Annotated in this window: 25 protein-coding genes; 17 read left to right on the top strand and 8 right to left on the bottom strand. The window is 72.0% G+C overall.

The annotated features are described in order from the left end of the window. Positions 1 to 164 precede the first annotated feature (164 nt). Both dnaN and LZ198_RS09850 read left to right on the top strand, forming a co-directional pair. Entirely contained in the window at positions 165 to 1,271 is a 1,107-nt protein-coding gene (gene dnaN / locus LZ198_RS09855) for a DNA polymerase III subunit beta (protein WP_253971647.1), read from the top strand. 142 nt (positions 1,272 to 1,413) lie between these two features. Further along, the gene (locus LZ198_RS09850) at positions 1,414 to 2,610 is read left to right on the top strand and encodes a hypothetical protein (RefSeq protein WP_253971646.1); all 1,197 of its coding nucleotides are present in this window, start codon (positions 1,414 to 1,416) and stop codon (positions 2,608 to 2,610) included. A gap of 451 nt (positions 2,611 to 3,061) precedes the next feature. Here the strand turns inward: LZ198_RS09850 and LZ198_RS09845 are convergent, their stop codons facing one another. Beyond that, positions 3,062 to 4,315, bottom strand: coding sequence for a DUF1990 family protein (locus LZ198_RS09845; protein WP_253971645.1), 1,254 nt, complete (start codon positions 4,313 to 4,315; stop codon positions 3,062 to 3,064). Next, positions 4,308 to 4,943 carry a DUF1990 family protein gene (locus tag LZ198_RS09840; RefSeq protein WP_253971644.1) on the bottom strand — a complete coding sequence of 212 codons (636 nt, stop codon included), beginning with the start codon at positions 4,941 to 4,943 and terminating at the stop codon, positions 4,308 to 4,310. The genes LZ198_RS09845 and LZ198_RS09840 overlap by 8 nt, the downstream gene beginning before the upstream one ends. Before the next feature lie 118 nt (positions 4,944 to 5,061). On the opposite strand from LZ198_RS09840, the gene LZ198_RS09835 reads away from it, so the two are divergent. Next, positions 5,062 to 5,352, top strand: coding sequence for a hypothetical protein (locus LZ198_RS09835; RefSeq protein WP_253971643.1), 291 nt, complete (start codon positions 5,062 to 5,064; stop codon positions 5,350 to 5,352). A 10-nt stretch (positions 5,353 to 5,362) separates the two neighbouring features. Here the strand turns inward: LZ198_RS09835 and LZ198_RS09830 are convergent, their stop codons facing one another. Continuing rightward, on the bottom strand, positions 5,363 to 6,475 hold the full coding sequence (locus LZ198_RS09830) for a DNA alkylation repair protein (protein WP_253971642.1): 1,113 nt from the start codon (positions 6,473 to 6,475) through the stop codon (positions 5,363 to 5,365). A gap of 201 nt (positions 6,476 to 6,676) precedes the next feature. On the opposite strand from LZ198_RS09830, the gene LZ198_RS09825 reads away from it, so the two are divergent. Beyond that, entirely contained in the window at positions 6,677 to 8,653 is a 1,977-nt protein-coding gene (locus LZ198_RS09825) for a PAS domain-containing sensor histidine kinase (protein WP_407667396.1), read from the top strand. A gap of 161 nt (positions 8,654 to 8,814) precedes the next feature. Here LZ198_RS09825 and LZ198_RS09820 read toward each other — a convergent pair whose 3' ends face one another. Beyond that, positions 8,815 to 9,033: a hypothetical protein gene (locus LZ198_RS09820; protein ID WP_253971641.1), complete on the bottom strand. Its 219-nt coding sequence runs from the start codon at positions 9,031 to 9,033 to the stop codon at positions 8,815 to 8,817. A 24-nt stretch (positions 9,034 to 9,057) separates the two neighbouring features. On the opposite strand from LZ198_RS09820, the gene LZ198_RS09815 reads away from it, so the two are divergent. Next, complete coding sequence (locus tag LZ198_RS09815; RefSeq protein ID WP_253971640.1) at positions 9,058 to 10,146, top strand: hypothetical protein; 1,089 nt, start codon at positions 9,058 to 9,060, stop codon at positions 10,144 to 10,146. 179 nt (positions 10,147 to 10,325) lie between these two features. Continuing rightward, a complete protein-coding gene (gene recF, locus LZ198_RS09810; protein ID WP_253971639.1) occupies positions 10,326 to 11,465 on the top strand; it encodes a DNA replication/repair protein RecF in 1,140 nt (379 codons plus the stop codon). A 7-nt stretch (positions 11,466 to 11,472) separates the two neighbouring features. On the opposite strand, the gene LZ198_RS09805 is transcribed toward recF, so the two are convergent. Then, positions 11,473 to 11,868, bottom strand: coding sequence for a hypothetical protein (locus LZ198_RS09805; protein ID WP_253971638.1), 396 nt, complete (start codon positions 11,866 to 11,868; stop codon positions 11,473 to 11,475). Positions 11,869 to 12,232: 364 nt separating this feature from the next. Between LZ198_RS09805 and LZ198_RS09800 the strand changes: the two genes are divergently transcribed. The 8 genes from LZ198_RS09800 (at position 12,233) to LZ198_RS09765 (ending at position 20,165) form a co-directional block, all read left to right on the top strand. Beyond that, complete coding sequence (locus LZ198_RS09800) at positions 12,233 to 12,733, top strand: hypothetical protein (protein ID WP_253971637.1); 501 nt, start codon at positions 12,233 to 12,235, stop codon at positions 12,731 to 12,733. Continuing rightward, the gene (locus tag LZ198_RS09795; RefSeq protein WP_253971636.1) at positions 12,730 to 13,542 is read left to right on the top strand and encodes an MlaE family ABC transporter permease; all 813 of its coding nucleotides are present in this window, start codon (positions 12,730 to 12,732) and stop codon (positions 13,540 to 13,542) included. Before LZ198_RS09800 ends, LZ198_RS09795 begins: the two co-directional genes overlap by 4 nt. A 6-nt stretch (positions 13,543 to 13,548) precedes the next feature. Beyond that, complete coding sequence (locus tag LZ198_RS09790) at positions 13,549 to 14,379, top strand: ABC transporter ATP-binding protein (protein WP_253971635.1); 831 nt, start codon at positions 13,549 to 13,551, stop codon at positions 14,377 to 14,379. Continuing rightward, positions 14,376 to 15,599: an MlaD family protein gene (locus LZ198_RS09785; RefSeq protein ID WP_253971634.1), complete on the top strand. Its 1,224-nt coding sequence runs from the start codon at positions 14,376 to 14,378 to the stop codon at positions 15,597 to 15,599. Before LZ198_RS09790 ends, LZ198_RS09785 begins: the two co-directional genes overlap by 4 nt. Before the next feature lie 129 nt (positions 15,600 to 15,728). Further along, entirely contained in the window at positions 15,729 to 16,634 is a 906-nt protein-coding gene (locus LZ198_RS09780) for a zinc metalloprotease (RefSeq protein WP_253971633.1), read from the top strand. A gap of 108 nt (positions 16,635 to 16,742) precedes the next feature. Continuing rightward, positions 16,743 to 18,038: a M20/M25/M40 family metallo-hydrolase gene (locus LZ198_RS09775; RefSeq protein ID WP_253971632.1), complete on the top strand. Its 1,296-nt coding sequence runs from the start codon at positions 16,743 to 16,745 to the stop codon at positions 18,036 to 18,038. Positions 18,039 to 18,156: 118 nt separating this feature from the next. Then, positions 18,157 to 19,317 carry a pyridoxal-phosphate-dependent aminotransferase family protein gene (locus LZ198_RS09770; protein ID WP_253971631.1) on the top strand — a complete coding sequence of 387 codons (1,161 nt, stop codon included), beginning with the start codon at positions 18,157 to 18,159 and terminating at the stop codon, positions 19,315 to 19,317. A 224-nt stretch (positions 19,318 to 19,541) separates the two neighbouring features. Further along, on the top strand, positions 19,542 to 20,165 hold the full coding sequence (locus LZ198_RS09765) for a TIGR02265 family protein (RefSeq protein WP_253971630.1): 624 nt from the start codon (positions 19,542 to 19,544) through the stop codon (positions 20,163 to 20,165). A 29-nt stretch (positions 20,166 to 20,194) separates the two neighbouring features. On the opposite strand, the gene LZ198_RS09760 is transcribed toward LZ198_RS09765, so the two are convergent. Beyond that, a complete protein-coding gene (locus LZ198_RS09760) occupies positions 20,195 to 20,896 on the bottom strand; it encodes a ferritin-like domain-containing protein (protein WP_253971629.1) in 702 nt (233 codons plus the stop codon). Positions 20,897 to 20,909: 13 nt separating this feature from the next. Beyond that, a complete protein-coding gene (locus LZ198_RS09755) occupies positions 20,910 to 21,602 on the bottom strand; it encodes a ferritin-like domain-containing protein (protein WP_253971628.1) in 693 nt (230 codons plus the stop codon). 553 nt (positions 21,603 to 22,155) lie between these two features. Here LZ198_RS09755 and LZ198_RS09750 point away from each other — a divergent pair. The 3 genes from LZ198_RS09750 to LZ198_RS09740 all read left to right on the top strand — a co-directional run bounded on the left by LZ198_RS09750 (position 22,156) and on the right by LZ198_RS09740 (position 25,647). Continuing rightward, positions 22,156 to 22,524, top strand: coding sequence for a response regulator (locus LZ198_RS09750; RefSeq protein ID WP_253971627.1), 369 nt, complete (start codon positions 22,156 to 22,158; stop codon positions 22,522 to 22,524). Between the two features lie 133 nt (positions 22,525 to 22,657). Further along, positions 22,658 to 24,823, top strand: a complete 2,166-nt coding sequence (locus LZ198_RS09745; protein WP_253971626.1) for a cation:proton antiporter domain-containing protein — start codon at positions 22,658 to 22,660, stop codon at positions 24,821 to 24,823. Positions 24,824 to 24,828: 5 nt separating this feature from the next. Next, positions 24,829 to 25,647, top strand: coding sequence for a helix-turn-helix domain-containing protein (locus LZ198_RS09740; protein WP_253971625.1), 819 nt, complete (start codon positions 24,829 to 24,831; stop codon positions 25,645 to 25,647). Positions 25,648 to 25,671: 24 nt separating this feature from the next. Here the strand turns inward: LZ198_RS09740 and LZ198_RS09735 are convergent, their stop codons facing one another. After that, positions 25,672 to 26,424, bottom strand: a complete 753-nt coding sequence (locus tag LZ198_RS09735; protein ID WP_253971624.1) for a GNAT family N-acetyltransferase — start codon at positions 26,422 to 26,424, stop codon at positions 25,672 to 25,674. Between the last annotated feature and the right edge of the window lie 14 nt (positions 26,425 to 26,438).

Here is a 26,438-nt window from a genome sequence, read left to right as displayed (position 1 = left end):
CACCTGAACGCCCAGACAGGTACACGGGGAGTGGGAATCCTCGGTGTTGGTTCATGAAGTGGGCCTGAAGACGGCGTTCTGGCGTCGTTGACGCTCCCCATGTCACGGGCTACATCGGCCCCCTGATCGGCCTCTCGGGGCCGGACCCTTTAAGGACGCCCTCGATGGAATTCCGCATCGCCGCCGACGAGCTGAAGAAGGCCCTCTACCGCGCCCAGGGCATCGTGGAGCGCAAGACGACGATGCCCATCCTCGCGAACGTGCTCGTCAACGCGACCAAGAGCGGCATCACGGTCACCGCGTTCGACCTGGACATCGGCATCGTGTCCGAGCACCCCGCCGAGGTCATCAAGACGGGCGCCGTCACGCTGAGCGCCAAGTACGTCTTCGACATCGTGCAGAACCTGCCGGACGCGCAGGTGACGCTGAAGAAGCTGGCGAACAACTACGTGGACATCGCCAGCGGCTCGGCGCACTTCAAGATCGTCGGCATGGCGGCGGAGGAGTACCCCAAGCTGCCCAAGGAGGAGAACGCTCCGTTGGTGCAGGTGGGGGGCAACACGCTGCTGGAGATGATCAAGAAGACCCAGTTCGCCATCTCCAGCGACGAGACCCGCTACATCCTCAACGGCGTCTTCTTCGAGCCGCAATCCACGGGCAAGGTCCGGATGGTGGCCACGGATGGCCACCGCCTGTCGCTGGTGGAGCGCGAGCTGCCGGGGGACTTCAAGCTCAAGAGCGGCGTCATCATCCCGCGCAAGGGCCTGATGGAGCTCAAGCGCCTGTTGGACGAGGCGCCGGACGCGGAGTGCCACCTGGGCTTCGCGGAGAACTCCGCGCTCTTCAAGAAGCCGGGCCTCACCATGGTGATGCGGCTCATCGACGGGCAGTTCCCGGAGTACCAGCGCGTCATCCCCAAGGAGGGCGAGAAGGTCGTCCTGGTGCCGAAGGTGCGCTTCCTGGAGGGCCTCAAGCGCATCGCGCTGCTGTCGGCGGACAAGAGCAACGCGGTCCGCATCGGCCTGGAGGAGAACAAGCTGGTCATCACCGCGAGCAACCCGGACCTGGGCGAGGCGCGCGACGTGGTGGAGCTGGCCTACCGGGGCAACGACATCACCGTGGGCTTCAACGCGCGCTACCTCACGGACGTGCTCGCGGTGACGGACACGGACGAGGTGAGCTTCGAGCTGGGTGACGAGCACAGCCCGGGCGTGCTGCACGCGCCGGGGGACCGCACCTTCACCGCGGTCGTGATGCCGATGCGCGTCTGAGTCGTCCCGGGGCCGTGTCCGGCCCCGTCGTCCCGGGAGAGGTCCGTGGAGACCGCCCCGGGGCGTGCCGCATTCTGGACGAGGCCCTGGCCGCGAGCGCCGGGGGCCTGCTGGAAGGCGGGAGCCTCCCTATAGTGGGGCGGTGGCCACGCATCCGGACAACCTGCGCGCGAGGCTGGAGGACCGCGCCGACCTCCTGGAGGCGACGCGGCTGCGCTACGTGGCGCTGCGCCGGATGTTGGAGGCGTTCTTCTGGAAGGACCGGGTGCGCGCGCACTTCGAGCTGCTGCGGGAGGTGGCGCAGGCGCAGCCGGAGGTGGACGCGACGCTGGCTTCGCTGAAGCGCCGGGCCGCGGCGGAGGGCTGGCCCGCGCGGTCCGCTCCCGTGCAACTGATGACGGAGGTGGAGCGGCTGCGCGACGCGGTCCAGGCGAGCGCGCTGCACCGGCTCTCCGGGCGCGAGCCGCCGCCGACGCTGGGCGAGGTGTTGCTGACGCTCGAGGAGGTGGTGCTGGAGGCGGGGCCGTTGCTCGGGCGGCGCACGTGGACGCGCGCGGTGGAGCTGTTGCCGCGCAACCTGCCGGAGCTGCGCGCGGTGTGCGCGGCTTCGGAGGTGTTCGAGCGGGTCTTCAAGCGCCCCATGGCGGGGGCGGCGTTGCCCTTCGACGTGGCGGAGGCGGACGCGCTTCGTCGGGCGCTCCCGTTGGCGGAGTCCGCGCAGGCGGTGGTGTGGCGACGGCTGGAGCACTTCGACACGAGCGGGAAGGTGGTGGAGTTCCTGAAGCGGCGGGCGTCGCGCGCGCCGCTGAACGTGCCCCGGAGCGGGCCGGAGCTGCTGCTGCACGCGCTGTTCTGGCACGGCGTGGCGCGAGCGCGGCTGCGGGGGGTGATGGAGTCGCGCCTGGCGCCGGTGTCTCCCGTCGAGGTGGAGGTGCCGGACTTGTTGCCGTGGCTCGCGGCGCGCGAGGTGGCTGGGGCGCGCGAGACGCGGCTGGTGGCGGGCGAGGCCTTCGGTGAGGGGCGCGCGGGGTTGTTCGAGCTGGCGGCGGAGGTGGCGGACCTGTCGCGTGAGCGCCCCGTGGGGGCGTGGGACGAGGAGGCCGCGTGGACGCGGCTCTGGAGCGCGGCGCGGCGGGCCCAGGGGGAGGAGGGCGCGGACGTCGAGCGGCTGCGGGATGCGCTGAGGCTGTTCGTCCTGCTGCGGGGCAAGGCGCAGACGCCGGTGCGGCTGTTCTCTCCGGCGAGTGCTCCGCCGCGCGGGGTGGAGGTGGGGCCCCAGGTGAGGGACCTCGCCGCGCTCGTGCAGGCCGCGCGCGACGCCGTGTCCCGCGAGGGGTGAGCGGGAGCGCGGTGTCGCCCGTTTCCTTCCGTGAGTGCCGCTACGCGCGCGTGTGCTTGTCGTGCGGTGTTGGCGCGCAGGCGCGTGGGCACACGCCTGGCGCCCCTTTCCTTCCCCGTGAGTGTCGCCACGCGTGCGTATGCCGCTCACGTGGCGTCGGCGCGTGTGGCGAGCCCCGGTGAGGGCCACCATGCGCGCGTATGCCGCTCACTCAACGTGTGGCGAGCCCCCGTGAGGGCCACCATGCGCGCGTATGCCGCTCACTCACGTGGCGTCGGCGCGTGTGCGCGTGGCGAGCCCCCGTGAGGGCGCACCATGCGCGCGTATTCCGCTCACTCACGTGGCGTCGGCGCGTGTGCGCGTGGCGAGCCCTCGTTGGGGCCACCGCGCGCGCGTATGCCACTCAAGCGGCGTCGGCGCGCGTGAGGGCCACCGCGCGCGTGTATGCCACTCAAGCGGCGTTGGCGCGCAGGCGCGTGAGCACGCGCGTGGCGAGTGCCGCGACGAGCGCGTCCTCGGCGAGCGCCGCCGCCACGCTGGGGATGCGAAGCCGGGTCGTGGCCAGGCGCCGCAGCGAGTAGAACGCCCAGCTCGACGCCACCGCCGCCGTGGCGCCCAGCGCGGCCGCGAGCGCGACGCGGTGCCGGGGTTGCTCCCCGACGGACGAGGCCGCCGCCACCGTGCCCATCAGGATGCGCCCCGTGAGCGGCACGAACTTCACCCGCGCCGGTGTCCTCGGCAGCTTGTCCGCCACCAGCTCTCCCACGGCGAGCACCCTCAACACCTGCGGAACCCACGGCCTCGTCAGCGCCCTGGACAGCGGGTCCTCCGCCTCGCGAGGTGACTCGGACAGTCGTTGGCTCATCAACGCGGGCGCGCTCAGGCTCCGCATCCCCGCGAGCACTCCGAGCCCCACCGGCGCCAACCAGTCTTCTCGTTCCACGGTCTCCACCTCCTCTTCCATCAGGGTCGTCAGTCGTCCCGGCGCGCGGCGCGAGAAGAAGTGCACGTGGCTCGGCCGCAGCCGGTCCGTGGAGTGGTCCACCTTCCCGTGGTGCACCGAGCTGCCCACGAGCTCCGGGTGGTGCCACGTCAGCTCCCGCAACCGCACCTGCGTCTGTTCGTGCCACGCGCGCTGGTAGTACCGGCCCACCACCGCGAACCCCAGCCGGCTCCACGCAGTGGGGAAGCGCCCCGGCCTCCAGGCCGCCTCGATGCGGAAGCGCACCTCGCCATCCGCGTGGCGCTTCTGGAGCAGGAACCACTCGCGGCCTTCCTCGATGTGGCCCTCCAGCGTCTCGAAGCTGAAGCCGAACACGCTGAACTCCTCGCCCTGCTCCTCGCGCACGTCCCCCACGCGCGCGCCGACGAGGTGCCGCACCCACTGCCGCACGGACTTCAGCTCCAGCAGCACCGTGCGCCCGGCCAGCGGCGCATCGGCCAGGAAGTGCCAGCGCACGATGCGCGGGTCCGAGAAGTCGAACGTCTCCAGCACGCGCCGCGCCCGCGCGAAGAGTCCATCCGCGCAAGGAGGGCCCGGAGGCTCGTGGCCCAGCGACGCCTCCGAGTGGACCTGGTTCCACCCGCGCTCCAACGTCATCTCCCCGGAGGCGGCGGTGAAGTTGCGGGGCAGCCCCTCCGCCTCCCGCAGCAGGAGGGACAGCGACTCCTCGGACCAGCCCTTGCCGATGCGCCACCTAATCATCGCCACCACTCCCGAGCGCGAGGAACGTCGGCCCCGCCTCCACGTCGCCTCCCCGTGGCTCCGCGTCCAGGTGCGAGGTGTCCGCGTGGATGACGCCCAGGACGCCGTCCCCCGCGGAGACCGCGACGCGCGTCACGAACTCCGTCCAGGTGTTGGTCTGCATGGCCTCGCCCGCGGTGACGAACCCCCAGTAGTGCACCGGCGAGCCGGAGCGCGCGCGGCTGCGGATGTGGAAGATGACGTCGCGGTGGACGTTCCGGTAGGCGCCGAAGGTGATGCGGCCGGCCTCCGGGTGGCCGGGCAGGGTGGCGAGCGTGAGGCTGCGCGCGTTCTTGTGGATGACCCGCACCCCGAACGTGCCCGCGCCGTGGATGTGCACCCGCAGCGTCTCGCCCTCCTCCAGGGGTTGGTCCTCGCGCGACGCGTCCTCCCGCGCGAAGACGCACAACTCCTCCGGCGCGAACTCCGGGAAGTGGCGGCCCACCCAGTCCATGATGTCCGCGGGCGCGTAGCGGCACCGCCGGATGACGCCCCAGTAATCACGTTGCAGCAGTGGCCCCGCGCCCATGTCCGGGAGCAGCAGCCCCTCCGCCACGTGTTCCGCTGGATGCCTGGGTCCGTGCGCCATCTCGCCGTTTCCCCTCGCCGGTCCCAACATGATGGGGACCGCGACGGTGGGAGGCATGGGGCCTGGGCCCTCGCGGCGGGGAGGTGGCGCCCGACGCACGGCCGCCCGGGGAGGGAGCATGAGCATCGACGTCAACCCGGCCAGCGTGGCCTCGGAGAAGGAGTACGAGGCGCCCCCCGTGCGCCGCGCGGAGCACGCCGAGGGGTCGTTCACCCGCCTGATCGAACAGCAGGCGGCCAAGATTCCCTCGCACGTGTTCCTCTTCAGCAGCCTGTGCTCGATGGGCGTCTCGCTCGGCCTGGAGCTGATGGGCCGCGAGCGGCCCGCGCGCTTCATCGGCTCGTGGGTGTCCCCCCTGCTGGTGATGGGCGTCTACAACAAGCTGGTGAAGATGCTCGGGCCCCGCTGAGCGGGAGGCCTCACGTTTCGACTTCCACCGCGCCCAGCGGCAGGTCGAGCCCGTTGATGCGCGCCTCGATGCGGTGGCTGCCGGGGTAGTGGCGCCGCGTGGAGAGCTGCGCGAGCGAGACGCGCTTGCCCACCTCTTCCGTCGCTCCGGGGCCGAGCGTCAGCTCGCGCACCTTGAAGACCTTGGGCTGGGGCGCGTCTCCCCGCGCCTTGACGAAGTAGATCGCCAGGTCCACCACGAGCGACTGCGCGCGGCGCGAGCGGTTGGCCACCTCGAAGCGGATGTCCATGGCGCCGCCCACCCGGGCGCGCGCGGGCAGCGACGTGGCCCGGACCTCGATGCCCGTGGGCTTGCCCGCACCCAGCGCCTCCAGCGCGCTCGCGTCGCCGCGCTTGATGGCGAAGCGCAGGGCGTGGCGGATGAGCCACTGGCGCTCCGGCGTGGCGCCCTGCTGCCAGGCCTTCGCCACCTGGACGAGCACCTCCGGATGGTCCTTGCCGATGTCGTTGAGGTTGTTGGCCACCGAGCGGCGGACGTACAGCTCCGGGTCGTCCTTCAGCAGCTCCAGCAGCGCGAGCACCGGACGCGGGTCCTTCTGGAACGCGCGCAGCCGCGAGCCCCAGGGCAGGCGTGGGCGCGTGCCCTCGGAGACGAGGCGGCGCACGTGGACGTTCTCGTCCGTGGCCCATTCGCGCAGGCGCGCCAGCGTCTTCTCCGGATGGCGCTCCAGGAAGGGGCGGATGGCCCACTCACCCGTGAAGCGCTGGGTGAGCGTGTGCAGCGCGAGCATGGACTCCTCGAAGTGCTCCAGTCCGTGCTCGGACACGAACAGCGTGTGGGGCAGGTAGAAGAACACGTCCATGGCCTTGCGTTCGGTGTCCTGCCGCGCCGGGCCGAGCGAGCGCAGCATCACCTTCAGCGCGCGGGGGTAGTCGGACGGGAGCGCGCGGCGCATCGCCCCCATGATGTGGCGCGCGCGGTCGATGAGCTCGTGACGCTCCAGGTCCTGGATGGCCTCGCGGACGAACGTGTCGCGGGGGAAGGAGGGGAGGGCGCGGTGGAGCTGCGACCCCAGCTCGCGCACGAGCGGGGCATCGAAGAAGGTCTTGAGGGAGTCCGCCATCGTGGCGGCATCCTCGCATGCCCTGGCGGCGGGCCGTGGACCTCTGGACGTGTCGTGCCTTTCCGCGATGCGTGGCCATGAAGTCCTCTGCTAGGTCCTCGAACCGTGGCGACTCGCAAGGGCCAGGGAACTCGGGGTGGGAAGCAGTCGAACGCGCCGGTGACGCCGCCGCGTCGCGCGGACGCTCGCCGGACGGCGCGCGTGTCCACCGCGTCACGGCCGTTGCGCGAGCGGCTCGCGGAGATGTCCGACCCGCTGGCGCTCCTGGAGGGGCTGTTCCTTCACTCGCCCGTGCCGTACGCCATCTTCGGCGCGGACGGGTACATCCGGCTCATGAACCCGGCGTACGAGGCGATGTTCGGCGTGCCTCCGCCGCCCGAGTACAACCTCTTCCAGGACGAGCTGGTGGAGCGCCTGGGGCTCGCCGCGCTCATCCGCCGCGCGTTCGAGGGGGAGACGGTCCAGACGCCGGTCATCTGGTACGACGTGAAGGAGCTGCGGCACATCTCCGTGGCGGACGCCCACCGCATCGCCATCGCCTGCACCTGCTTCCCGCTCGCGTCGCCTGGGGGCGAGGTGGGCCACGTCGCGCTCGCGTACAAGGACGTCACGGCGGAGCTGACGGCGCGCGAGGCGGAGCAGGTGGAGCGCCGGCGCCTGTTCCAGCTGTTCACCCAGGCCCCCGTGGCCATCAACGTCCTGCGCGGCCCGGAGCTGCGCTTCGAGTTCGCCAACCCCCTGTTCCAGACGCTGATGGGCGGACGCGAGCTGGTGGGGCGCGCCCTGCTGGAGGCGATTCCGGACCTGTCCTCCGCGCAGGTGGACCTGTACCGGGGGGTGCTGGAGACGGGTGAGCGGGTGAGCGCCAACGAGTACCCGGTGACGCTCGACTACGCGGGGCAGGGAGAGGTCGAGACGCGCTACTGGAACCTCCTCTACGAACCGCTGCACGACGAGCGTGGGAAGGTGGAGGGGCTGGTCACGTTCGCCTTCGAGGTGACGGAGCAGGTGCACGCCCGGCAGGCGGTGGAGAACCAGCAGCGCTGGCTGGAGGTGGTGCTCGACCTGATGCCCATGCCGGTGGTGATGGCGGACCCGAAGACGCATGGCCTCGTCTTCTCCAACGCCGCCGCGGACAAGCTGTACGGCGCGCCCCTGCCCACGCACGTGCCCGCCGCGGACTACGGCGGACTCTTCCGGCTCGAGGACATGGAGGGCCGCCGCCTGGGCGCGGACGAGATTCCCTCCACCCGCGCGGCGCGCGGCGAGAAGCTGGAGGGGGTGGAGGTCGTCTGGAAGACGCACACGGGCGAGTACGTGGTGAGCATCTCGTCGGAGATGTTGCCCGCGATGCACGGCCACCCCGCGGTGACGGTGCTGCCCTTCCTGGACATCACCCGGCTGAAGACGGTGGAGCGCCATCTGCAGGAGGCGGTGCGCGTGCGCGACGAGTTCCTCTCCGTCGCGAGCCACGAGCTGAAGACGCCGTTGACGGTGCTGGGGTTGCGGTTGCAGGCCTTCGTGCGCGCCGCGCAGGCGGACCCGGAGGGGGCGTGGATGGCGCGCCACGGCCGCGAGGTGCAGGGCATGCTGCGCCAGGTGATGCGGCTGGCGGGGCTGGTGAACGGGCTCCTGGACGTGTCGCGCATCGGCACCGGCCGGCTCAAGCTGGAGTACGAGCAGGTCGACCTGGGGGAGCTGGTCCAGGACGTGGCCACGCGTCACCAACTGGAGGCCGAGCGCGCGGGTTGCACGCTCGAGGTCCAGACCCGGGTCCTCACGGTGGGGACGTGGGACCGGATGCGCGTGGAGCAGGTCGTCACCAACCTGGTGTCCAACGCGCTGAAGTACGGCGCGGGCCAGCCCGTGCGCCTGGAGGTGTGGCGGGAGGCGGAGCGGGCGCGCCTGTCGGTGCGCGACGAGGGCATCGGCATCAGCCCGGAGGCCCAGGCGCGCATCTTCCACAAGTTCGAGCGCGCCGTGTCCGAGCGCAACTACGGAGGGCTCGGGTTGGGGCTGTACGTGTCGCGCACGCTGGTGGAGGCGATGGGCGGCGTCATCCACGTGGAGAGCCGGCCCGGCGCGGGCGCCACCTTCACCGTGGAGTTGCCGCTGACGCCCGTGGAGACGCGGGCCGGGGAGGAGTCCCCGGCGGCCTCCACGGGCCTCGCGTCGTGAGCGGGCCTGGCGAAACGCTCCAGGGCCGGCGATGTCTGTGATTGGAGGTGGAACCCTGGCGGCGCGTGCCGGGACGGTCAAGGAGGCCCGGGGTCCGCTCCACGTGGGAGGGATGTGGGCAAGCGGACGTCAGGAATCCGACAATGCCGCCTGTCGTCGCCTCAGCCCTTCTCGGGCCTCATCAGCGTCTCCATCCGCTCGATGATCTGGAGCTTGTAGACCTGGGAGCCACAGCCCGGGCATTCTCCCTGGGGAATGCTCGTGACGACGACCTGGCGTCCGGAGACCTCCATCTCCACTTCGATGAAGCGTCCCTCGTAGGCCCCCGTGCAGGGACAGCGACCATAGTCGTACACCACGCCACCTTCGTTGGTTCCCATGGAGTCCGCCAGGATAGAGCGCCCATGACCAAGATATCCCAACCTCCCCCCAGGTCACCCGGTTCGGTGCGAGCGCAGCAGCGCCCCACGGAGCGCCGCCGCGCCTCCCGAGGTCAGGCGGCGCAGGGGACGGCCCCGTCGCAGATCGACGAGCTGGACGAGGACGAGCTCGGAATCGACGAGCAGAAGGAGGTCGGCTCCTCGGACCACCATGGCGAGCGGCCGGACACGCAGGAGCAGGCGTGGCAGCGCATGGAGGAGTTCCGCCGGCGGGGCAACACCGACTCCGGTCAGGCCCAGGCCCGCGAACAGCGCGACGCCCGCGAGGGCATCTCCGCGCAGCACCTCACCGCCGAGGTCCAGAAGCAGGCGCAAGGGCAGGGCTCGCGCAGCATCTTCGGGGCGCGGACCCAGAGCTCCGAGTCGCTCTCGCGCGTCTCCACGTCGCCGGGTGGGATGACTCCCAGCGGTGGCGTGGGCGCCGTCGGTGGCCCTGGCGCCGGGATGACCCCGAGCGGTGGCGTGGGCGCGGTCGGTGGTCCTGGCTCCGGGATGACTCCGAGCGGTGGCGTGGGCGCGAAGGGCGCGGCCAGTGCCCCTGGCGGGATGACGCCCAGTGGTGGCGTGGGCGCCGTGGGCGCGGGAGTGGCCGCCACCGGAGGTGCGAAGGCCGCCTCGGGCGCGGCCCCGGCCAGCGGCCTGGGTGCCGCCAGCGCGCCGTCGACGCCCGTCCCGACCGCGCGGCCCTCCGCGCCGCTCAACGCACACGGGCTGCTCGCCACCGGCAAGGCGGTGGGTAGCTTCGTGCGGGAGCTGGCGCTCGCGTCGCTGACGGACTCGGACCTCCACGTGCAACTGCGCGCCGCGGTGGGCGAGGCCCAGCGGCTGTTGTCGGGCAAGGACGGCATCGGGCGCGTGGCGCTGGGCGAGGACAAGGACGCGCGTCCGGTGGTCCTCGTCGTCGCCCGCCGGGGCGTCAGCCTCCAGCAACTGCTCGCCACGGTGCCGGAGGCGGTCCAGGGCATCGCCACGCGCATCTCCATCCCCTTCGACGTGCTGCCGCTGCGGCGGTCCAGCCTCTCCGGCACACCCCCTGGGGGCCTCTCCCGGTGAGGGCGCCTCCCCGGGCCCACCAAGCCCGGGGGCCCGGTCCCCGCACCCATGATGGGTGACGGCGCGCGCCCGCCCGGCGTCGCGGCCGGGCCCAGGGCAGGCAGGCCACGGCCCGGGGCTCACGGGGGCGTGAAGATGCTCCCCGCTCGGAGGCGCGGCCAGGGTATACGAGGGGCGCCGTGCGCCTTCTCGCACTCCACGTCCAGGACTTCCGCAACCTCGCGCAGGTGTCGCTCGCGCCCAGTGCCCACGCCACCATCGCGGTGGGGCAGAACGGACAGGGCAAGACGAACCTGCTGGAGGCGCTCTACTTCCTCTCCACGCTCAAGCCCCTGCGGGCCGGGCGGCTGTCGGAGCTGGTGCGCTGGGGCACCCCGTCCGCGCGCGTGTCGGGCCGCTTCCTGCTCAAGGGCGCGGAGCGCGAAATCTCCGTCGAGGTGGGCGGAGGCACCCGGCAGTCCTTCGTGGACGGCAAGAAGGCGGCGAGCCTGGAGGAGTACTTCGGCGGCGTCTCCGTCGTCGCCTTCACCCCGGACGACCTGGAGGTGGTGAAGGGCGGTCCGGATTCGAGGCGCGCCTTCCTGGACCGCGCGGTGTTCAACCGCTTCCCGGCCTACCTCCGGGAGAGCCGCGAGTACGCGCGCGCCCTGAAGAACCGCAACCGCCTGCTGCGCGAGGGGCACGCCGTGGACCCCGCCTACCTGGAGGCCTACGACGAGACGCTGGCCCGGGCGGGCGCGCGCATCTACGCCCGGCGCCGCGCGCTCATGGCGGAGCTTTCGCCGCGCGCGCAGGCGACCTTCGGAGCCATCGGCCGCACGGCGGACCCGGCGACGTATGGCTACCACCCCGCGCACCTGGGCGGGGACTTCGCCACGGCGGACGAGCCCGCGCTGGCCCAGGCGCTGCGCGAGTCGCTCACCGCGCGCATGCGCCGCGACCTGGACCGGGGCTTCACCTCCGTGGGGCCCCACGCGGACGACGTGACGGTGACGCTGGGGGGGCGCAGCGCGCGCGCCTACGCGAGCCAGGGCCAGCAGCGCGCGCTGGTGCTCGGCTGGAAGATCGCCGAAATCGAGAACCTCGCGTCGTGCCTGGGCTTCCTGCCCCTGCTGCTCCTCGACGACGTGTCGAGCGAGCTGGACCCCGAGCGCAACGCCTACCTGATGGACTACCTGGCGCGCAGCGGCGCGCAGGTGTTCCTCTCCACCACGGATGGCTCGCTGGTGAGGGGCGCGGCGGCGGACGACACGCTGTGGCTGGCCGTGTCCTCCGGACAGGTCGTGTCGCGCACCCCGGACGCGGCCCCCGAGGCGTGAGCGGCGCTCACACCGTGCGGCGGCGGTGCCAGGGCCAGTGCACGTTCATCCTCCGCGCGTGCTGCGCGTGCGGCGGCGGCAGGTCCTCCTGCCGCACGTGGCCGAAGTAGGGGAAGCGGAACTCCGCCCAGAGCGTGGCGTACGCCACCGAGAACAAGAACGCGCCCAGCACCAGCCACCACCGCGAGCCCACGGCGAGCGACACCACCGCCGCCACCAGCAGCACCCCGCTCAACCCCAGCGACAGCTCGCGCAGCTTGCGTGATTCGCTGAACGCCATGCCCATGGACACCACGGCGACCACGACGAGCGTGAACGCCAGCCCATAGGCGGTGCGCGCGTAGAGGTTGGCTATCGAGAACAGGAAGAGGCAGAAGCCGAGAACCGCGAGTCCTCCATCCATGGGGTCCTCCTCTCGTCTGGTCGCCCCCCGAATGAGGGAGGTGGGGATGGGTGCACCGGGACCGGTGCCGAACCAAACATGCGAATCCTCCCAGCCGCCCGGGACTCCTCCGTCGGCGGAAGGCTGGCGCGAACGACCGGGGGCGGAGCGGACATCCACGCCGTCGGACTTCACGGGAATGCAACGGGACTGGAACGTTCCGGAGGGAGACACGACCTGGAAGGTCCAGTGTCATCCACCCGTCATATCAGGTGGCGCGCCATCGTACTTCCGGGCACTATTCCAGACGGAATTGCTTGCGGTAGGGCCGCCGCTGACGCATGACACTCGCGCAGGGCCGGAGAACGATACGAAGAACGGTGCCATGCGGCGGATGATGATGCTGCTCGTGCTGCTCGCATCCCTCGGGGGCTGCCGCCGCGTGAGCTTCGAGGACTCCGTGCTCTCCAAGCATGACGTGCGCTACCGCGTGGGCGAGCTGCCCCGGTCCTGGCGCCGCGTGTGGTTGGACGGCAACGACCTGGCGTTCTCCGAGGAGGGCACCGGCCGCGCGCTCTCCGTCAACGCCACGTGCAAGGGCCACGACGACCCGTCGCTCCAGGTGCTCACCCGGCACCTGCTCACGGGCTTCACCGAGCGCGAGGACCTGGGCCAGTGGCTCATCGCCATGGACGGGCGCGAGGCGCTGCGCAGCCGCTACCGGGTGAAGATGGACGGCGTGCCGGTGGAGCTGGAGCTGGTGGTGTTGAAGAAGGACAACTGCGTGTTCGACTTCTCGTACGTGGCGCCGCCGGGCACCGCCGCCGAGCGCATGCCGGACTTCGACGCGCTGCTGGCGGGCTTCCACGCGGAGCGCAGGGGATGAGTCCTCAGGTGGAGGCGGGCGCCACCACGCTGGCGGGAGACGCGCAGCCGGGGGTGGTGACCCGCGCGAAGGCGCGCCTGACGTCGCTGGGGGAGATGGCGCGGATGACCGGGCAGGTGTTCTCCCGCGCGGTGCGGCCGCCCTTCAACGGCAGCGCGCTCGTCTACCACATCGAATCGCTGGGCGTGCGCTCCATGCCCATCACCCTGCTGACGGCGATGTTCGCGGGGCTCGTCATCTCGCTGCAGTTCGGCTACTTCCTGGCGCGCTTCGGCGTGCAGTACACCGTGGGGCGCGTGGTCGTCCTCACGCTGTTCCGCGAGCTGTCGCCGGTGCTCACGGCGCTGACGGTGGGCGCGCGCCTGGGCAGCGGCATGGCGGCGGAGCTGGGCGCCATGACGGTGACGGAGCAGGTGGACGCCATCCGCGCGCTGGGGGCGGACCCGCTGCGCAAGCTGGTGGTGCCGCGCGTGCTCGCGTCCCTGGTGGTGATGCCGGTGCTCACGGTGTTCGCGGACGTGGTGGGCCTGGTGTCCGGCGCGGTGGTGGTGAAGGTGCAATACGCCATCTCGTTCGACCAGTTCTTCCAGGGCGCGCTCGACTCGGTGCTGATGGGCGACTTCGTGTCCGGCGTCTTCAAGGGCGGGGTGTTCGGGCTGCTCATCGGACTGGTGGGTTGCTACAAGGGCCTGACGGTGGAGGGGGGCACGGAGGGCGTGGGCCGCGCCACCACGCAGACGGTGGCCATCACCTCCGTGGCCGTGTGCCTGGCGGACTTCTTCATCACCAAGGTGACGCTGTACCTGTGACGCGCCATGTCCTTCGTCCGCCACCACGAGAAGCGAGCGCCCGGCTTCGAGTTCCACCGACCCTACCCGGGTGAGCAGCTCATCCACTTCGAGCACCTGCGCAAGGCGTTCGGCGCCAAGCGCGTCTACGACGACCTGGAGCTGGACGTGCGCGCCGGGGAGACGCTGGTGGTGCTGGGCGGCTCCGGCACGGGCAAGAGCGTGCTCCTGCGCTGCCTCATCGGGTTGCAGCGGCCGGACGCGGGGCGCGTGCTCTTCCAGGGGGCGGACGTGACGGCCTTCACGGAGGAGCAGTTCATGGAGGTGCGCCGCCACGTGGCCATGGTGTTCCAGGGCGCGGCGCTCTTCGACTCGCTGAGCGTGGGGGAGAACGTGGCCTACCCGCTGCTCGAGCACTTCCCGGACATGCCGCCGGACGAGGTGCGCCAGCGGGTGGCGCAGAAGCTGGAGCTGGTGAGCCTGCCGGGCACCGAACACCTGATGCCCGCGGACCTGTCCGGCGGCATGAAGAAGCGCGTGGGGCTGGCCCGCGCCATCGCCACGGACCCGGAGGTCATCCTCTGGGACGAGCCCACCACGGGGCTGGACCCCGTCACGACCCAGTCCATCAACGCGATGATCAACTCGATGAAGACCAAGCTCGGCTGCACCTCCATCGTCGTGACGCACGACCTGGTGAGCGCGTTCGAGGTGGGGGACCGCATGGCGATGCTCGCCGACCGTCGCATCGTCCAGGTGGGCACGCCGGACGCGTTCCGCCGCTCCACGGTGCCGGAGGTGCGCGCCTTCCTGGACGCGCGCCGCGCGGAGCTGGTGGCGGACGGAGGCACGCGATGAGCCTGTTCTCCTCCGCGGCTGGCGAGCGGCGGCTGGCGCTGCGCACCGGCCTGTTCGTGGCGCTGGGCATGGCGGTGGCCGGGATGGTGGTGTTCTTCATCGGCCAGGAGTCGCGCCTGTTCCAGCAGCAGGTGTACTTCCGCGCCTACTTCGCCAACGTGCAGGGCCTCAACGACAAGTCCCCGGTGTGGCTGGGCGGCCTGAAGGTGGGGCGGGTGACGGGCATCTTCTTCTCCAAGGACCCCACGGACCAGCGGCTGGAGGTCCAGCTCCAGGTGTCGGAGCGCTACGCGGACCGCGTGCGACAGGACTCGGTGGCGCAGCTGAGCAGCATGGGCGTGCTGGGCGACAAGGCGGTGGACATCTCCCTGGGCAGCCCCACCGCGCCGCCGCTGGAGCCGGGCTCGGAGCTCAAGTCCTCCACGGGCGGGGACCTGTCCGCGCTGCTGGATGGCGCCAGCGAGGTGATGGAGAACTCGGTGGCCATCACCCACTCGCTGCGCAAGACGGTGGAGTCGTACGGCGACCCCCGGCTGGTGGCGGACCTGCGCCGGGGCCTGGGCTCGCTGTCCGACATCCTGGAGGAGGTGGAGAAGGGCGACGGCGTGCTGCACGCGCTCATCTACGACAAGTCCGCGGGCCGCGAGGTGCGCGGGATGATGACCAACGCGTCGCGCGCGGCCGAGCGCATCGACGGCGCCGTGGGGCACGTGGAGGCGCTGCTGCGCGAGGTGCGCACCGGCGACGGCACCGCCCACGCGCTCATCTACGGCGACGAGGGCACCAAGGCCCTGCGCGAGCTGGGCGACGCCGCGGAGCAGCTCGCGGGCCTCATCGAGGACGCGAAGAAGAGCCCCAACGGCGCCGTGCACCAGCTGGTGTATGGCGACGCGCGCGGCATGTTCGCGGACCTGGGCAGCGCGGCGGCGGACCTGAAGAAGATCACCTCCACCATCGCCAGCGGCGAGGGCACCGTGGGTGGCCTCATCAGCGACCCCACCGTGTACGACGACCTGCGGGAGGTGCTGGGCAACGTGAAGCGCAACCGCATCCTCCGCGCCCTGGTCCGCTTCTCCCTCGACAACCGCCAGGACCTGGAACAGATGGGCAAGGTGGAGCACGTGGAGCCCAAGGCCCCCGTCCAGAAGCCCCCCGCCTCGGAGGTCCCCCCGGACGCCGCGGGCGTGGGCGGCGCCTCCCCCTCGACGCCCCGCGAGTGAGCCCGCACGGGCCCGGCCCGGGAGGCGCCGCGCCCACCGACCCCCGGACGGGGTCTCTGGGACCCGTTTGACGTATGGGGTTTCAATCATGAGAATTCCGACTCCCCCGATTTTCCAGAGGAGTCTGGAATGTCTCGTCTCGTTCGTCGCACCGGTGGTTTCGCGGTCCTGGTGGGTGGCCTCGTCGCGCTGTCCGGCTGTTCCAACGCTCCGTCGTCGCAGCCGGAGCCCACCACGCCGCCGGCGGAGGAGGGGCAGCCCACGCAGCAGGCGGTTGGCCGCGGCTGCGGCGTGAACCCGTCCGAGGCGGAGCGGGCGCGGATGGAGGAGCGCTACGCGCAGGAGCGCGTGGTGAGCGCCATGGTGCGGGCCAACGGGTCGGTCTCCATCCCCGTCTACTTCCACGTCATCAACAAGGGCACGGGCATCGCGAACGGCGACATCCCCGACTCGCAGATCACCGCGCAGATGAACGTGCTGAACGCCGCCTACGCGAACACGCCGTTCAAGTTCGTGCTGACGGCGACGGACCGCACCACCAACGCGTCCTGGTACAACCTGGCGTCGGGCAGCACCAACGAGCGCAACATGAAGACCACCCTGCGCAAGGGCGGCAAGAACGCGCTCAACATCTACTCCGCGAACCTGAGCGGCGGCCTGCTGGGCTGGGCGACCTTCCCCTCCAGCTACGCCAGCAACCCCACGCAGGACGGCGTGGTCATCCTCTTCAGCAGCGTGCCGGGCGGCACCGCGTCCCCGTACAACCTGGGCGACACCGGCACGCACGAAATCGGCCACTGGCTGGGCCTGTACCACACGTTCCAGGGCGGCTGCTCCGGCTCGGGGGACTCCGTCAGCGACACCCCGGCGGAGGCGTCCCCCGCGTACGGCTGCCCCACGGGCCGCAACACCTGCTCCTCCGCGGGCAACGACCCCATCACCAACTTCATGGACTACACGGACGACTCCTGCATGAACACGTTCACCGCCGGCCAGACGGCGCGCATGGACTCGCAGGCGCTGACGTACCGCTGACGCACGCTGTCAGCCGTGGGCAGTCCCTCGACGCCGGAGCGCCTCCTCACGCTCCGGCGTCGTCGTTTTCAGTGACTTCCGCGCGCGGCCTGGGCTCCAATCCGCGCCATGCAAGCATTGACGCTTCGTGAGGACCGTTTCCTGGAGGTGCTGCGGCGCCTCATCGCGCTGACGCCGCGGCTGCAGAACAACCCGGGCGGTGGCCTGGTGCCGGAGGAGCGGTTGGCCGCGCAGGTGGTGCTCGACACGCTGGCGCCGCACATCGCCAGCGGCTTCATCCACGCGGAGGCGCTCGCCGCGCCGGGGTGCGAGTCGCGGCCCAGCCTGGTGCTCACCGTGAAGGGCACGGGCGAGGGCGCGGTGGGCTTCGTGGGCGCGCACTTCGACGTGGTGCCCGCGGACCGCGAGGCGGAAGGCTGGGAGCGCGACCCCTTCACGCTGTGGGAGGGCCCGGACGGCACCCTCTACGGCCGCGGCGTCACGGACTGCCTGGGCCACGTCGCGGTGGCCACGGACCTGCTCGCGCAGCTGGCGGAGCAGGGCGTGCGCCCGCGCCGCACGCTGAAGGTGGTGCTCATCGCCAACGAGGAGTCCACGGACCTGCCGGGCCTGGGGCTGGGCTACGTCGCGGAGGCCGGGCGGCTGAAGGACCTGGTGGGCCACCCGGTGTTCTGGCTCGACAGCGCCAACTTCGGCCCCACCGTGGGCACCGGCGGCATCCACCTGTGGGCGCTGAAGGTGACGGGCGTGGGCGGGCACTCGGGCATGCCGCAGAACTGCGTCAACGCGCTGGAGCTGGGCATGGCCGCGTCGCTGGAGCTGGCGCGCTGGTTCCACGCGCGCTACCCGGCCTCCGACGACGAGCAGCGCTGGGGCTTCCTGGCCTCCTCCAGCCTGAAGGCCACGGTGGTGGAGGCGCCCAACACCAAGGAGACGAAGATTCCCGCGGACGTCACCGTGCGCGGCGACATCCGCCTGACGCCCTTCCACGACCTGGCGGAGGTGCGCCGGGCGGCGGAGGCCTTCATCCAGGAGCTGGACGCGCGGCTGGAGCGGGGCGACGCGCCGCCGGGCTTCCCCCGGACGCGCACCGAGGACGGCCGGCGCGGCACGCTGTCCCTGCGCTTCCAGGGCAACGGCACGGAGGGCATCGCCTGCAAGCTGGACTCGCCGGGCCTGCGGGCGTTGAAGGACGCGATGAAGGCGGTGCGCGGGGTGGACGCGCAGCCGTTCTCGCTCACCGGCTCGCTGCCCCTGGTGAGGGACCTGCAGCGCCAGGGGTGTGACGTGCAGATAACGGGCTTCGGGGAGATGAAGTACTACCACGCGCCCAACGAGCAGGCCCGGCTGGAGGACTTCCGCCAGGGCTTCGCCATCCTGCGGGAGCTGTTGGTGCGACTGTGAGCGCAACCGGCCCCGAAGTGTGGTTCCGCCCGGGGCCGGGACTCCCTATGTAGTGTGACTGCCGTGAACGGCCCGGGCCCCCGTGGGCGTCCGGGCACCCTCGAGGAGTGGTGACACCGTGAGAGACCTGCTGATGATTCCGGGGCCCGTGGAGTTCGAGCCGGAGGTGCTCCAGGCGCTGGCCCTGCCCACGCTCGGCCATACGGACCCGGCCTTCATCGCCATCTTCGGCCGCGCGCTGAAGCGCCTGCGCGAGGTGTGCCTGGCGCCCTCCGCCCAGCCCTTCGTCGTGTCGGGCTCCGGCACGCTGGCCATGGAGCTGGCGGTGGCCAACCTGGTCGAGCCCGGCGACACCGCGCTGGTGGTGAACACGGGCTATTTCAGCGACCGGATGGTGAAGATCCTCGAGCGGCACGGCGCGAAGGTGACGCAGGTGCGCGCGGCGCCCGGGGACGCGCCGAGCGTGGACGAGGTGGAGACGGCGCTGGTGGCGGGCGGCTTCAAGCTGATGACCGTCACCCACGTGGACACGTCCACCGGCGTGCTGGCGCCCGTGGAGGGGCTGGTGCGGGCCGCGCGCAAGCACGGCGTGCTGAGCGTGGTGGACGGCGTGTGCGCCACCGGCGGCGAGGCCTTCCACCAGGACGACTGGGGCGCGGACGTGTACCTCACCGCCAGCCAGAAGGCGGTGGGCGTGCCGCCGGGGCTGGCGCTGCTGACGGCGGGGCCGCGCGCGCTGGAGGCGTGGCGGAAGCGCAAGGCGCCGGTGGCCAGCGTGTACGCGGACTGGGCCGAGTGGCTGCCCATCATGGAGGCCTACGAGGCGGGCAAGCCCGCATACTTCGCCACGCCCCCCGTCAACCTCGTCTACGCGCTGGACGTGAGCCTGGGGCAGATTCTCGCGGAGGGACTGGAGGCCCGCTTCGCCCGCCACCGCCGCATGGCGCTCGCCTTCCGCGCCGCGTGGAAGGGCCTGGGCCTGCGCATGCTGCCCACCTCGGACGCCGTGGCCGCCCACCTCTTGAGCGCCCTGTACTACCCGGACGGCGTGGACGCGGCCTTCGTGGGCCAGGTGAAGGCCCAGGGCGTGGTCGTCGCCGGGGGCCTGCACCCCGACCTCAAGTCCCGCTACTTCCGCGTGGGCCACATGAACCGCGTGGGCCCGGCGGACCTGCTGGCCGCCGTGGGCGCCGTGGAGCGGGCCCTCGTCGCCGCCGGCCACCGCGTGGAGCCCGGTGCGGGCGTCGCCGCCGCCGAGTCCGCCCTCGTCGCCCGGTAGTGTCGATCGGCACCCATTTCCGCCCGGAATCCAAGGGGTTCGTGTGCTGCACGAAACCTCTTGGAACCCCAGGGTCGCCAGGAATCATTCGACAGGAGTGAAAAAATATGAGAGGGTTGCTATCCAGGAAGTGGGGGGATTCCGGCGATTCCTGTAACTGAGTTCCGAATGCCGGGCATGTCCCCCCGTGTGAGCGAGCGTTGAAGCCTCCCCGGGAGATGGTCATGCACATGGGCACGGAATCGAGCTGCGGCGGCGCGGCGTGGGAGCTGGAGCAGCGTCGGCTCGCCGCGACGAACGACGACCAGGCCCGGGGCATGTTCTTCCAGGGCGCGCTGAGCGTGGTGTCGAGCCTGGGTGGCCAGGGCTCCGTGGCGCGGTGCCAGGGCGTGGCGGGGATGTGGGAGATCCACCCGTTCCACATGTACCCGGTGGCGCGCTACCTGCGGATGATGTCCACGGCGGCGCGGCTGCTCAGCCCGCAGCTCAACGGCTTCGACCGGGTGCTGCGGCGCATGGGCGAGCAGGCCTCCGAGGACTTCATGGGGTCGCAGTTCGGCCAGGAGCTGGTGCGGGACGCGGCGGGCAGTCCGCGCCGGCTGCTGGAGTCGCTGGGCGAGGCGTACCGGGTGGCGGTGAGCTACGGCGAGCGCTACCCGCTGTGGACGGCGGAGTCGAGCGCGCGCTTCGTCATGCGCCGCGACTTCATGCCGGTGGCGTACCACGAGGGTGTGCTGGCGTGCGCGCTGGAGTCCGTGGGCGCGCGCGACGTGCGCGTGCGGGGGCGCCAGGTGGCCATGCTGGACAGCGAGTTCGACGTGACCTGGACGCAGCAGGCGCTCGCGTAGGGCGCAAGGCCCGTGTCCCGCGCGGGCGGTCAGTCGTCGACGGCCAGGTCGGGCAGCTCCTGGAGCCCCGGGCCGCCGCCGACGTCGGCGGTGGAGGCCACGTAGGCCTGGGTGACGGCCGTCGCGGGGTCGAACCCGGGCGTGGGGGCGACGAGCGCCCCGACGAGGGCCTCGAGCACCACGTAGTGCTGGGCCAGGTTGCCTTCGATGGAGGCGGCGATGAAGCGGTGCTCCGCGCGCGCCAGCCCCTGGACCACGACGTTGAAGCCGATGGCGGCGCGGCGCTCCTCGTTGGCGCCCAGCTTCAGGAGGTTTCCGACGGAGGGGGAGAACCCGGAGGGGGACTTGAAGCGCGCGTCCTCCGCGCGCAGGGGCGTGCTGCCCAGCGCCCGCACCACCTTCGTCAGCAGCTCGGCGTGGTCGGCGTGGTGCCGCTGGAACGCGGTGGCCACGTCGTGCGCGAGGCCGGCGGCGTCCCGCTCCTCGCTCGCGCGGGTGGGGTCGTCGCGCAGGCGGGCCAGGGACTCGAGGCCCTGGGTGTAGCCGTCGACGGCCTCCAGCGCGAGCGCGAGCAGCGTGTTGAGGATGCTGGCCTCGCGCGCGAGGTCGAGGGCGTTGTTGAAGGGGCGGTCGGGGTCTCGGAGCGAGCCGTCGCCGCACGCGGTGAGCGCGGACGAGGCGGCCAGGGTGGACAGGCCCAGCAGGAGCTGACGGCGGTTCGGTGTCTTCATGGTGGAATCCCCCTCACCGGCTCACGTCGTGGAAGGGCAGGTCGCGCTCGTCCTCGAGGCCGGGCGAGTCGCCCTGGGTGACGACGAAGGCGCGGGGCACGAGCCGGGCGGTGGAGGCGGCGAGCGCGTCCGCGGGCTGGTGGGCGGTGGCGGCGGGAGGGAGCACGAAGCCCCGGGCGACCAGGTCGAGCAGGACGAAGTGCTGGGACTCGGTGGCGCTGATGGCGGAGGCGAGCCCCGCGTTGCCTCCCTCGGTCAGCGTCTTCTGGGCCTCGCCATGGGCGAGCGCGGCGTCCTTCTCCGCGTTGGTCGCCAGGTCGATGACGTTCTGGAGCGAGGGGACGAAGCCCGCGGGGATGTGGGCCTGTCCCTCGCCCACGTCGTCGGTGCCGCCCTGCTGGGTGAGGTAGCGGACCACCAGGGTGGCGTGCTCGCGGTGGTGGTCGCGGAAGTGGAGGGCCGTGGCCTTGAGCACGCCCTGGAAGAGGAAGAGGGGGTCGGTGCTGGAGACCGCGTCGATGGCGGCGAGGACGACGTCGTACGTCTTGAGGGTGTCGCGCTCGGTGGTGAGCAGCGCGCGCAGCACCGCGCGGTCGTCGGGGGCGCCGCGCGGGAGCTTGGGCGACAGGCGCCCGGTCGGGAGCACGAGGCCCGCGGCGGCGGAGAGGCTCCGGAGCGCGTCGCGGCGAGAGGAATCGTCGGTCATGGTGCGTCGTCCGAGGGGCGGATGGAGAGGCGCCGGCGTCCCCCATGGATGACTCGCCGGCACCGCACGCTGTACGTGAAGCCGGGTGACGGCGCCGTGCGACCCGAGGGCGCGCTTCGTCCCGAGGACAGTCGCGGCGCGCGGTGCCCGGGACCCTTAGGTCTCCGGGGTCGGAGGCCGTCCGCGTGACGACGCCTCCAAGGGACTGGCACGGATTCCAGTCCATGGGAGCGGCCCCGTCGCCGTCCGCGTGTCACGAGGGCGTGTCGGCGCGCGCCCGGTCGGGAGTCGGAGCGCCCGGCCCCGTGCCTGCCCGGGCTGTTCCATGGAACCCGTTTCATGGAATCCGAGGATGCAACCGGCGCCCGCGCTGGATATTGGCGGATGCTCAACACCTGGATTCCGGTGGGGCCGGACGGAGCGGGGACAGCCCCCTTCTGCTCGCGTGGGACGCCCCATCCGTCGGGTCCACGCGCTAGGCTCTTCCCGACACGGGCGCGCGCCCACGCGGGCCGCGCGCACGGGGTGGCGGCGAGACGAAGGAGGCGAGTGAGTGAGTGGGCCGTTGCTGGTGGTGGACGACGACGCGGACCTGCGCGAGGCGCTGGAGGAAGTGCTGCGGGACGCGGGCTACGAGGTGATGGGGGCCCACAACGGCAGCCACGCGCTGGAGGTCCTCGGTGGCGCGGCGACGCGGCCCACCCTCGTCCTGTTGGACATGATGATGCCCGTGCTCGACGGCGCGGGCTTCGCGCGCGCCATGCGCCAGGTGCCCGCGTGGCGCGACATCCCCGTGCTCGTCTTCTCCGCGTCCGCCAACGCGCGCCAGGTGGCGGATGAAATCGGCGCGTGTGGACACCTGCGCAAGCCCGTCGACGTGGACACGCTGCTGGACGCCGTGAACCGCCACCGCGCGGCCTGAGCGTTCACGGTGTCTGCCTGCTCTCCGACATGCCCGCGCGCGCGGAAGCAGGCGGGCGCAATCGAGGTTTGACGCTCCGCGAGAGGTGCTGGTAAGTGCCCACTTAACACGCACGTCTTCGACGGAGGGATGGATGCACGCCAACGAGCTCACGCTGCTGCTCATGCAGCTCATGGTCATCATCGGCGTGTCCCGGCTCATAGGGCGCGGTACGCGTTGGCTGGGGCAGCCGCTGGTCATCGCGGAGGTGGTCGCGGGCATCGTCCTGGGGCCCTCGCTGCTCGGCTGGCTGGCCCCGGACGTGATGAACGCGCTGTTCCCCAGCAGCTCGCTGCCCGTGCTGAAGATGCTCAGCCAGGTGGGCCTGGTGCTGTTCATGTTCCTGATCGGCCTGGAGCTGGACCCGAAGATGCTCAAGGGTCGCGGGCACGCGTCGGTGGCCATCAGCCACACGAGCATCGTCGTCCCCTTCGCGCTGGGCGCCGTCGCGGGCGCGCTGTGGCTCTACAAGAGCCTGTCGAGCCCGACGGTGCCGTTCTCGTCGTTCGTGCTCTTCATGGGCGTGTCGATGAGCATCACCGCCTTCCCGGTGCTGGCGCGCATCCTCACGGAGCGGGGGCTGTTGCAGTCGCGCCTGGGGGCCATCGCCATCACCTGCGCGGCGGTGGATGACGTCACGGCGTGGTGCCTGCTGGCCTTCGTGGTGTCCATCGTGCGCGCGTCGGACCTGGCGCACGCGGCGCTCACCACGGTGTTCGCCATGGGCTACATCGCCTTCATGCTCCTGGCGGTGCGCCCGTTCCTGGCGCGCCTGGGCGCCCGGGTGGCCAGCCGCGAGGGCCTCACCCAGAACGTGGTGGCCGGCACGCTGCTGCTCCTGATGGCGTCCGCCTGGGCGACGGAGCTCATCGGCATCCACGCGCTGTTCGGCGCGTTCCTCTTCGGCGCGGTCATCCCCAAGGAGGGCGGGCTGGCGGCGGCGCTGGTGGAGAAGCTGGAGGACGTGGCGGTGGTGTTGCTGCTGCCCATCTTCTTCGCCTTCAGCGGCCTGCGCACGCAGGTGGGCCTGCTCAACACGCCCGAGTCGTGGGTGACGTGTGGGGTCATCATCCTGCTGGCCTGCGTGGGCAAGTTCGGCGGCAGCGCGGTGGCGGCGCGGATGACGGGCCTGCGCTGGCGCGAGGCGGGCGCCATCGGCGTGCTGATGAACACGCGCGGGCTGATGGAGCTCATCGTCCTCAACCTGGGCCTGGACCTGGGCGTCATCTCGCCCACGCTGTTCACGATGATGGTGTTGATGGCGCTGGTGACGACGTTCATGACCACGCCGCTGCTGCGCCTCATCTACCCCACGGAGGAGATCGCCAAGGACCGGCTGGTGCCGCTGGACGCCCCCGCGCCGGTCGCGGGAGGCGCGGCGCCCTACACGGTGCTGATGTGCGTGTCGCACCAGCAGGCGGGCCCCGGCATGGCCCACCTGGCCAAGGCGCTGTCGGAGGGAGAGGACGCCCAGCTCCACGCGCTGCACCTGGTGTCCCCGGAGCGGGTGTCGCTGCGCCGCGAGCCGGAGCCCTCCCAGGACGCGCTGCTGGAGGGCGAGCGCGACGTCGGCGAGAGCGCCCTGGCGCCGCTGCTGGGCCGGGCGAAGAACCTGGGCCTGGCGGTGCGTCCGCTGTCCTTCGTGTCGGGTGAGCCCGCGCAGGACATCTGCCGCACGGCGCAGGCCAAGCACGCGGACCTGGTGCTGCTGGGCTGGCACAAGCCGCTGTTCAGCCAGACGGTGCTGGGCGGCACGGTGCACGAGGTGATGGAGGCGGCGTCCTCGACGGTGGCGGTGCTGGTGGACCGCGGCCTGTCGGACGTGAGGCGGGTGCTGGTGCCCTTCATCGGCAGCCGGCACGACCGGGCGGCGCTCAAGCTGGCGCGGCGGCTGAAGAAGCACTCGGGCGCGGAGGTCACCGTGCTGCACGTCACCTCGCGCGACAGCCAGGGCGCGCGCGCGCAGGTGGAGGAGCTGTTCCCCGCCACCGAGGGCGTGGGCGTGCGCCTGAAGGTGGTGCGCCACGAGTCGCCCGAGGACGCCGCGCTGCAGGAGGCGCGCGAGGGCGGCTACGACCTGGTGGTGGTGGGCGTGGGCGTCGAGTGGGGCCTGGAGGACCGGCTCTTCGGCATCCAGCGCGAGCGCATCGTCCGGGACGCGCCGGGCTCGCTCCTGGTGGTCCGCGAGCCCGAGCCGGTGGTGGAGGCCGTGGTGGAGGCGGAGCCGGTGGCCCCGGTGGCGGCCTCCTCGAGGAGCTGAACGTCATGCACCTGGGCGCGACCCTGAGGTTGCTGCGGGTGGACGCGGGCGTGTCCCTGAGGGACATGGCCCGGCGCATCGGCGTGTCGAGCGCGTACCTGAGCCGCGTGGAGCACGGCGTGGACGCGCCCCCCACGGCGGAGCGGCTGGCGGCCATCGCCCGCGAGCTGGACGTCCCCCCCGCGCTGTTGATGGACGTGGCCAACCGGGTGAACCCCTACGTGGCGGACTACGTGGAGGCCGTACCGGGCGCGAGCACGCTGCTCCTGGAGATGGCGCGTCGCAGGCTCTCCGGTGTGCAACTGGCCCGGGTGCGGGACTTCCTCGACGCGGAGTTCCCCACGCGCGGGGAGCCGGTCGACGCGGCGGTGCCGGCGCTGGCGCCGCTCCTGTCCCCGGAGCGCATCGTGCTCCAGCTCTCCCACGAGGACCGGGCGGACCTGCTGGACGTCGTGGCGGGCAGGCTGGCGGAGGCCGTGCCGGGGGCCGACGCGAAGGCCCTGGCGAAGGCCCTGCGCCAGTGCGCCGACGAGTCCTCGTGCACCGTGGGGGGCGGGGTGGCGGTGCTCCACGCCTCGCTGCCGGGCACGGAGCCCGTGGCGGCGCTGGTGACGCTGGCGCGAGGGCTGAAGGTGGAGACGCCGGACGACCAGCCCCTGCGCCTCGTCGTGGCGGCGGTGGACGGCGAGCGTGGCCGCGCCCGGCTGGTGCGCATGGCGCACGTGGCCCGGCTCGCGTCGCGAGGCCTGTCGGAGCGGCTCGCCGACGCGCGGCAGCCCTCCCAGGTGCTGGCCCTCCTCGAGGAGCTGGAGGCCCTGCGCTGACGACCGGGCCCGCGGCCGGCCCCCTCACGGCACGCGGAACACCCAGTTCTCCAGGTCGCCCAGCTCGCGGTAGCCCAGGCGCCGGTACACGCCGCGGCCCTCCTCGGTGGCCTGGAGGACGGACGCCGCCATGCCCCGCGCGCGGGCGCCGCAGAGCAGCCCCTTCATCACCTCCGAGGCGAGCCCCCGTCCCCGCCCCTCCGGCGCGGTGACGACCATGTACACGCCCGCGGTGTCGTCCACGTCGAGCGAGAAGCCGCAGGCGAGGGGGACCCCCTGCTCGCGCGCCACCAACGTGTGCACGGGCAGGCGAGGCGGGCGCTTCCACACGGTGAGGATGTCGTCCCACTTCCCCCACACGCGGATGTTCAGGTCCACCAGCACGTCCTGGGTGTCCGGCGTGTCCAGCGCGAGGCGGGGCGGGGCGTCGGGCACGTCCGCCAGGGCCAGCCCCATGCCGGGGAGACGGTTGTCGGGGCGGTAGCCCGCGGCCTCCAGCACCGGGGCCCCGGCCTCCTGGCCCGGCGTCACCGCGACGCGCCAGGCGGTGACGCCCTGGCTTTGGTAGAAGTCCGCCAGCGCGGGCAGGCCCGCCTCCAGCGCGCCCGCGTCCGCGAAGTAGGCCTGCTGGAAGTGCGCCTCGGCGGGGTGGCCGGGCAGGGCGAAGGCGTCCAGTCCCGGACGCCCCCAGTGCGTCAGCAGCCCCCGCTCCCGCTGCAGGTGCTTGAAGGCGATGACGTTGGTGAGCAGGCGCTGGTTCAGTTCGGCATCGGTCATGGGGCGCGCCCAGC

The sequence above is a fragment of the Myxococcus dinghuensis genome (assembly GCF_024198235.1).
Lineage (GTDB): Bacteria > Myxococcota > Myxococcia > Myxococcales > Myxococcaceae > Myxococcus > Myxococcus dinghuensis.
The sequence above is the reverse complement of the archived record's forward strand: the minus strand, read 5'-3'. Positions and strand labels throughout refer to the sequence as shown.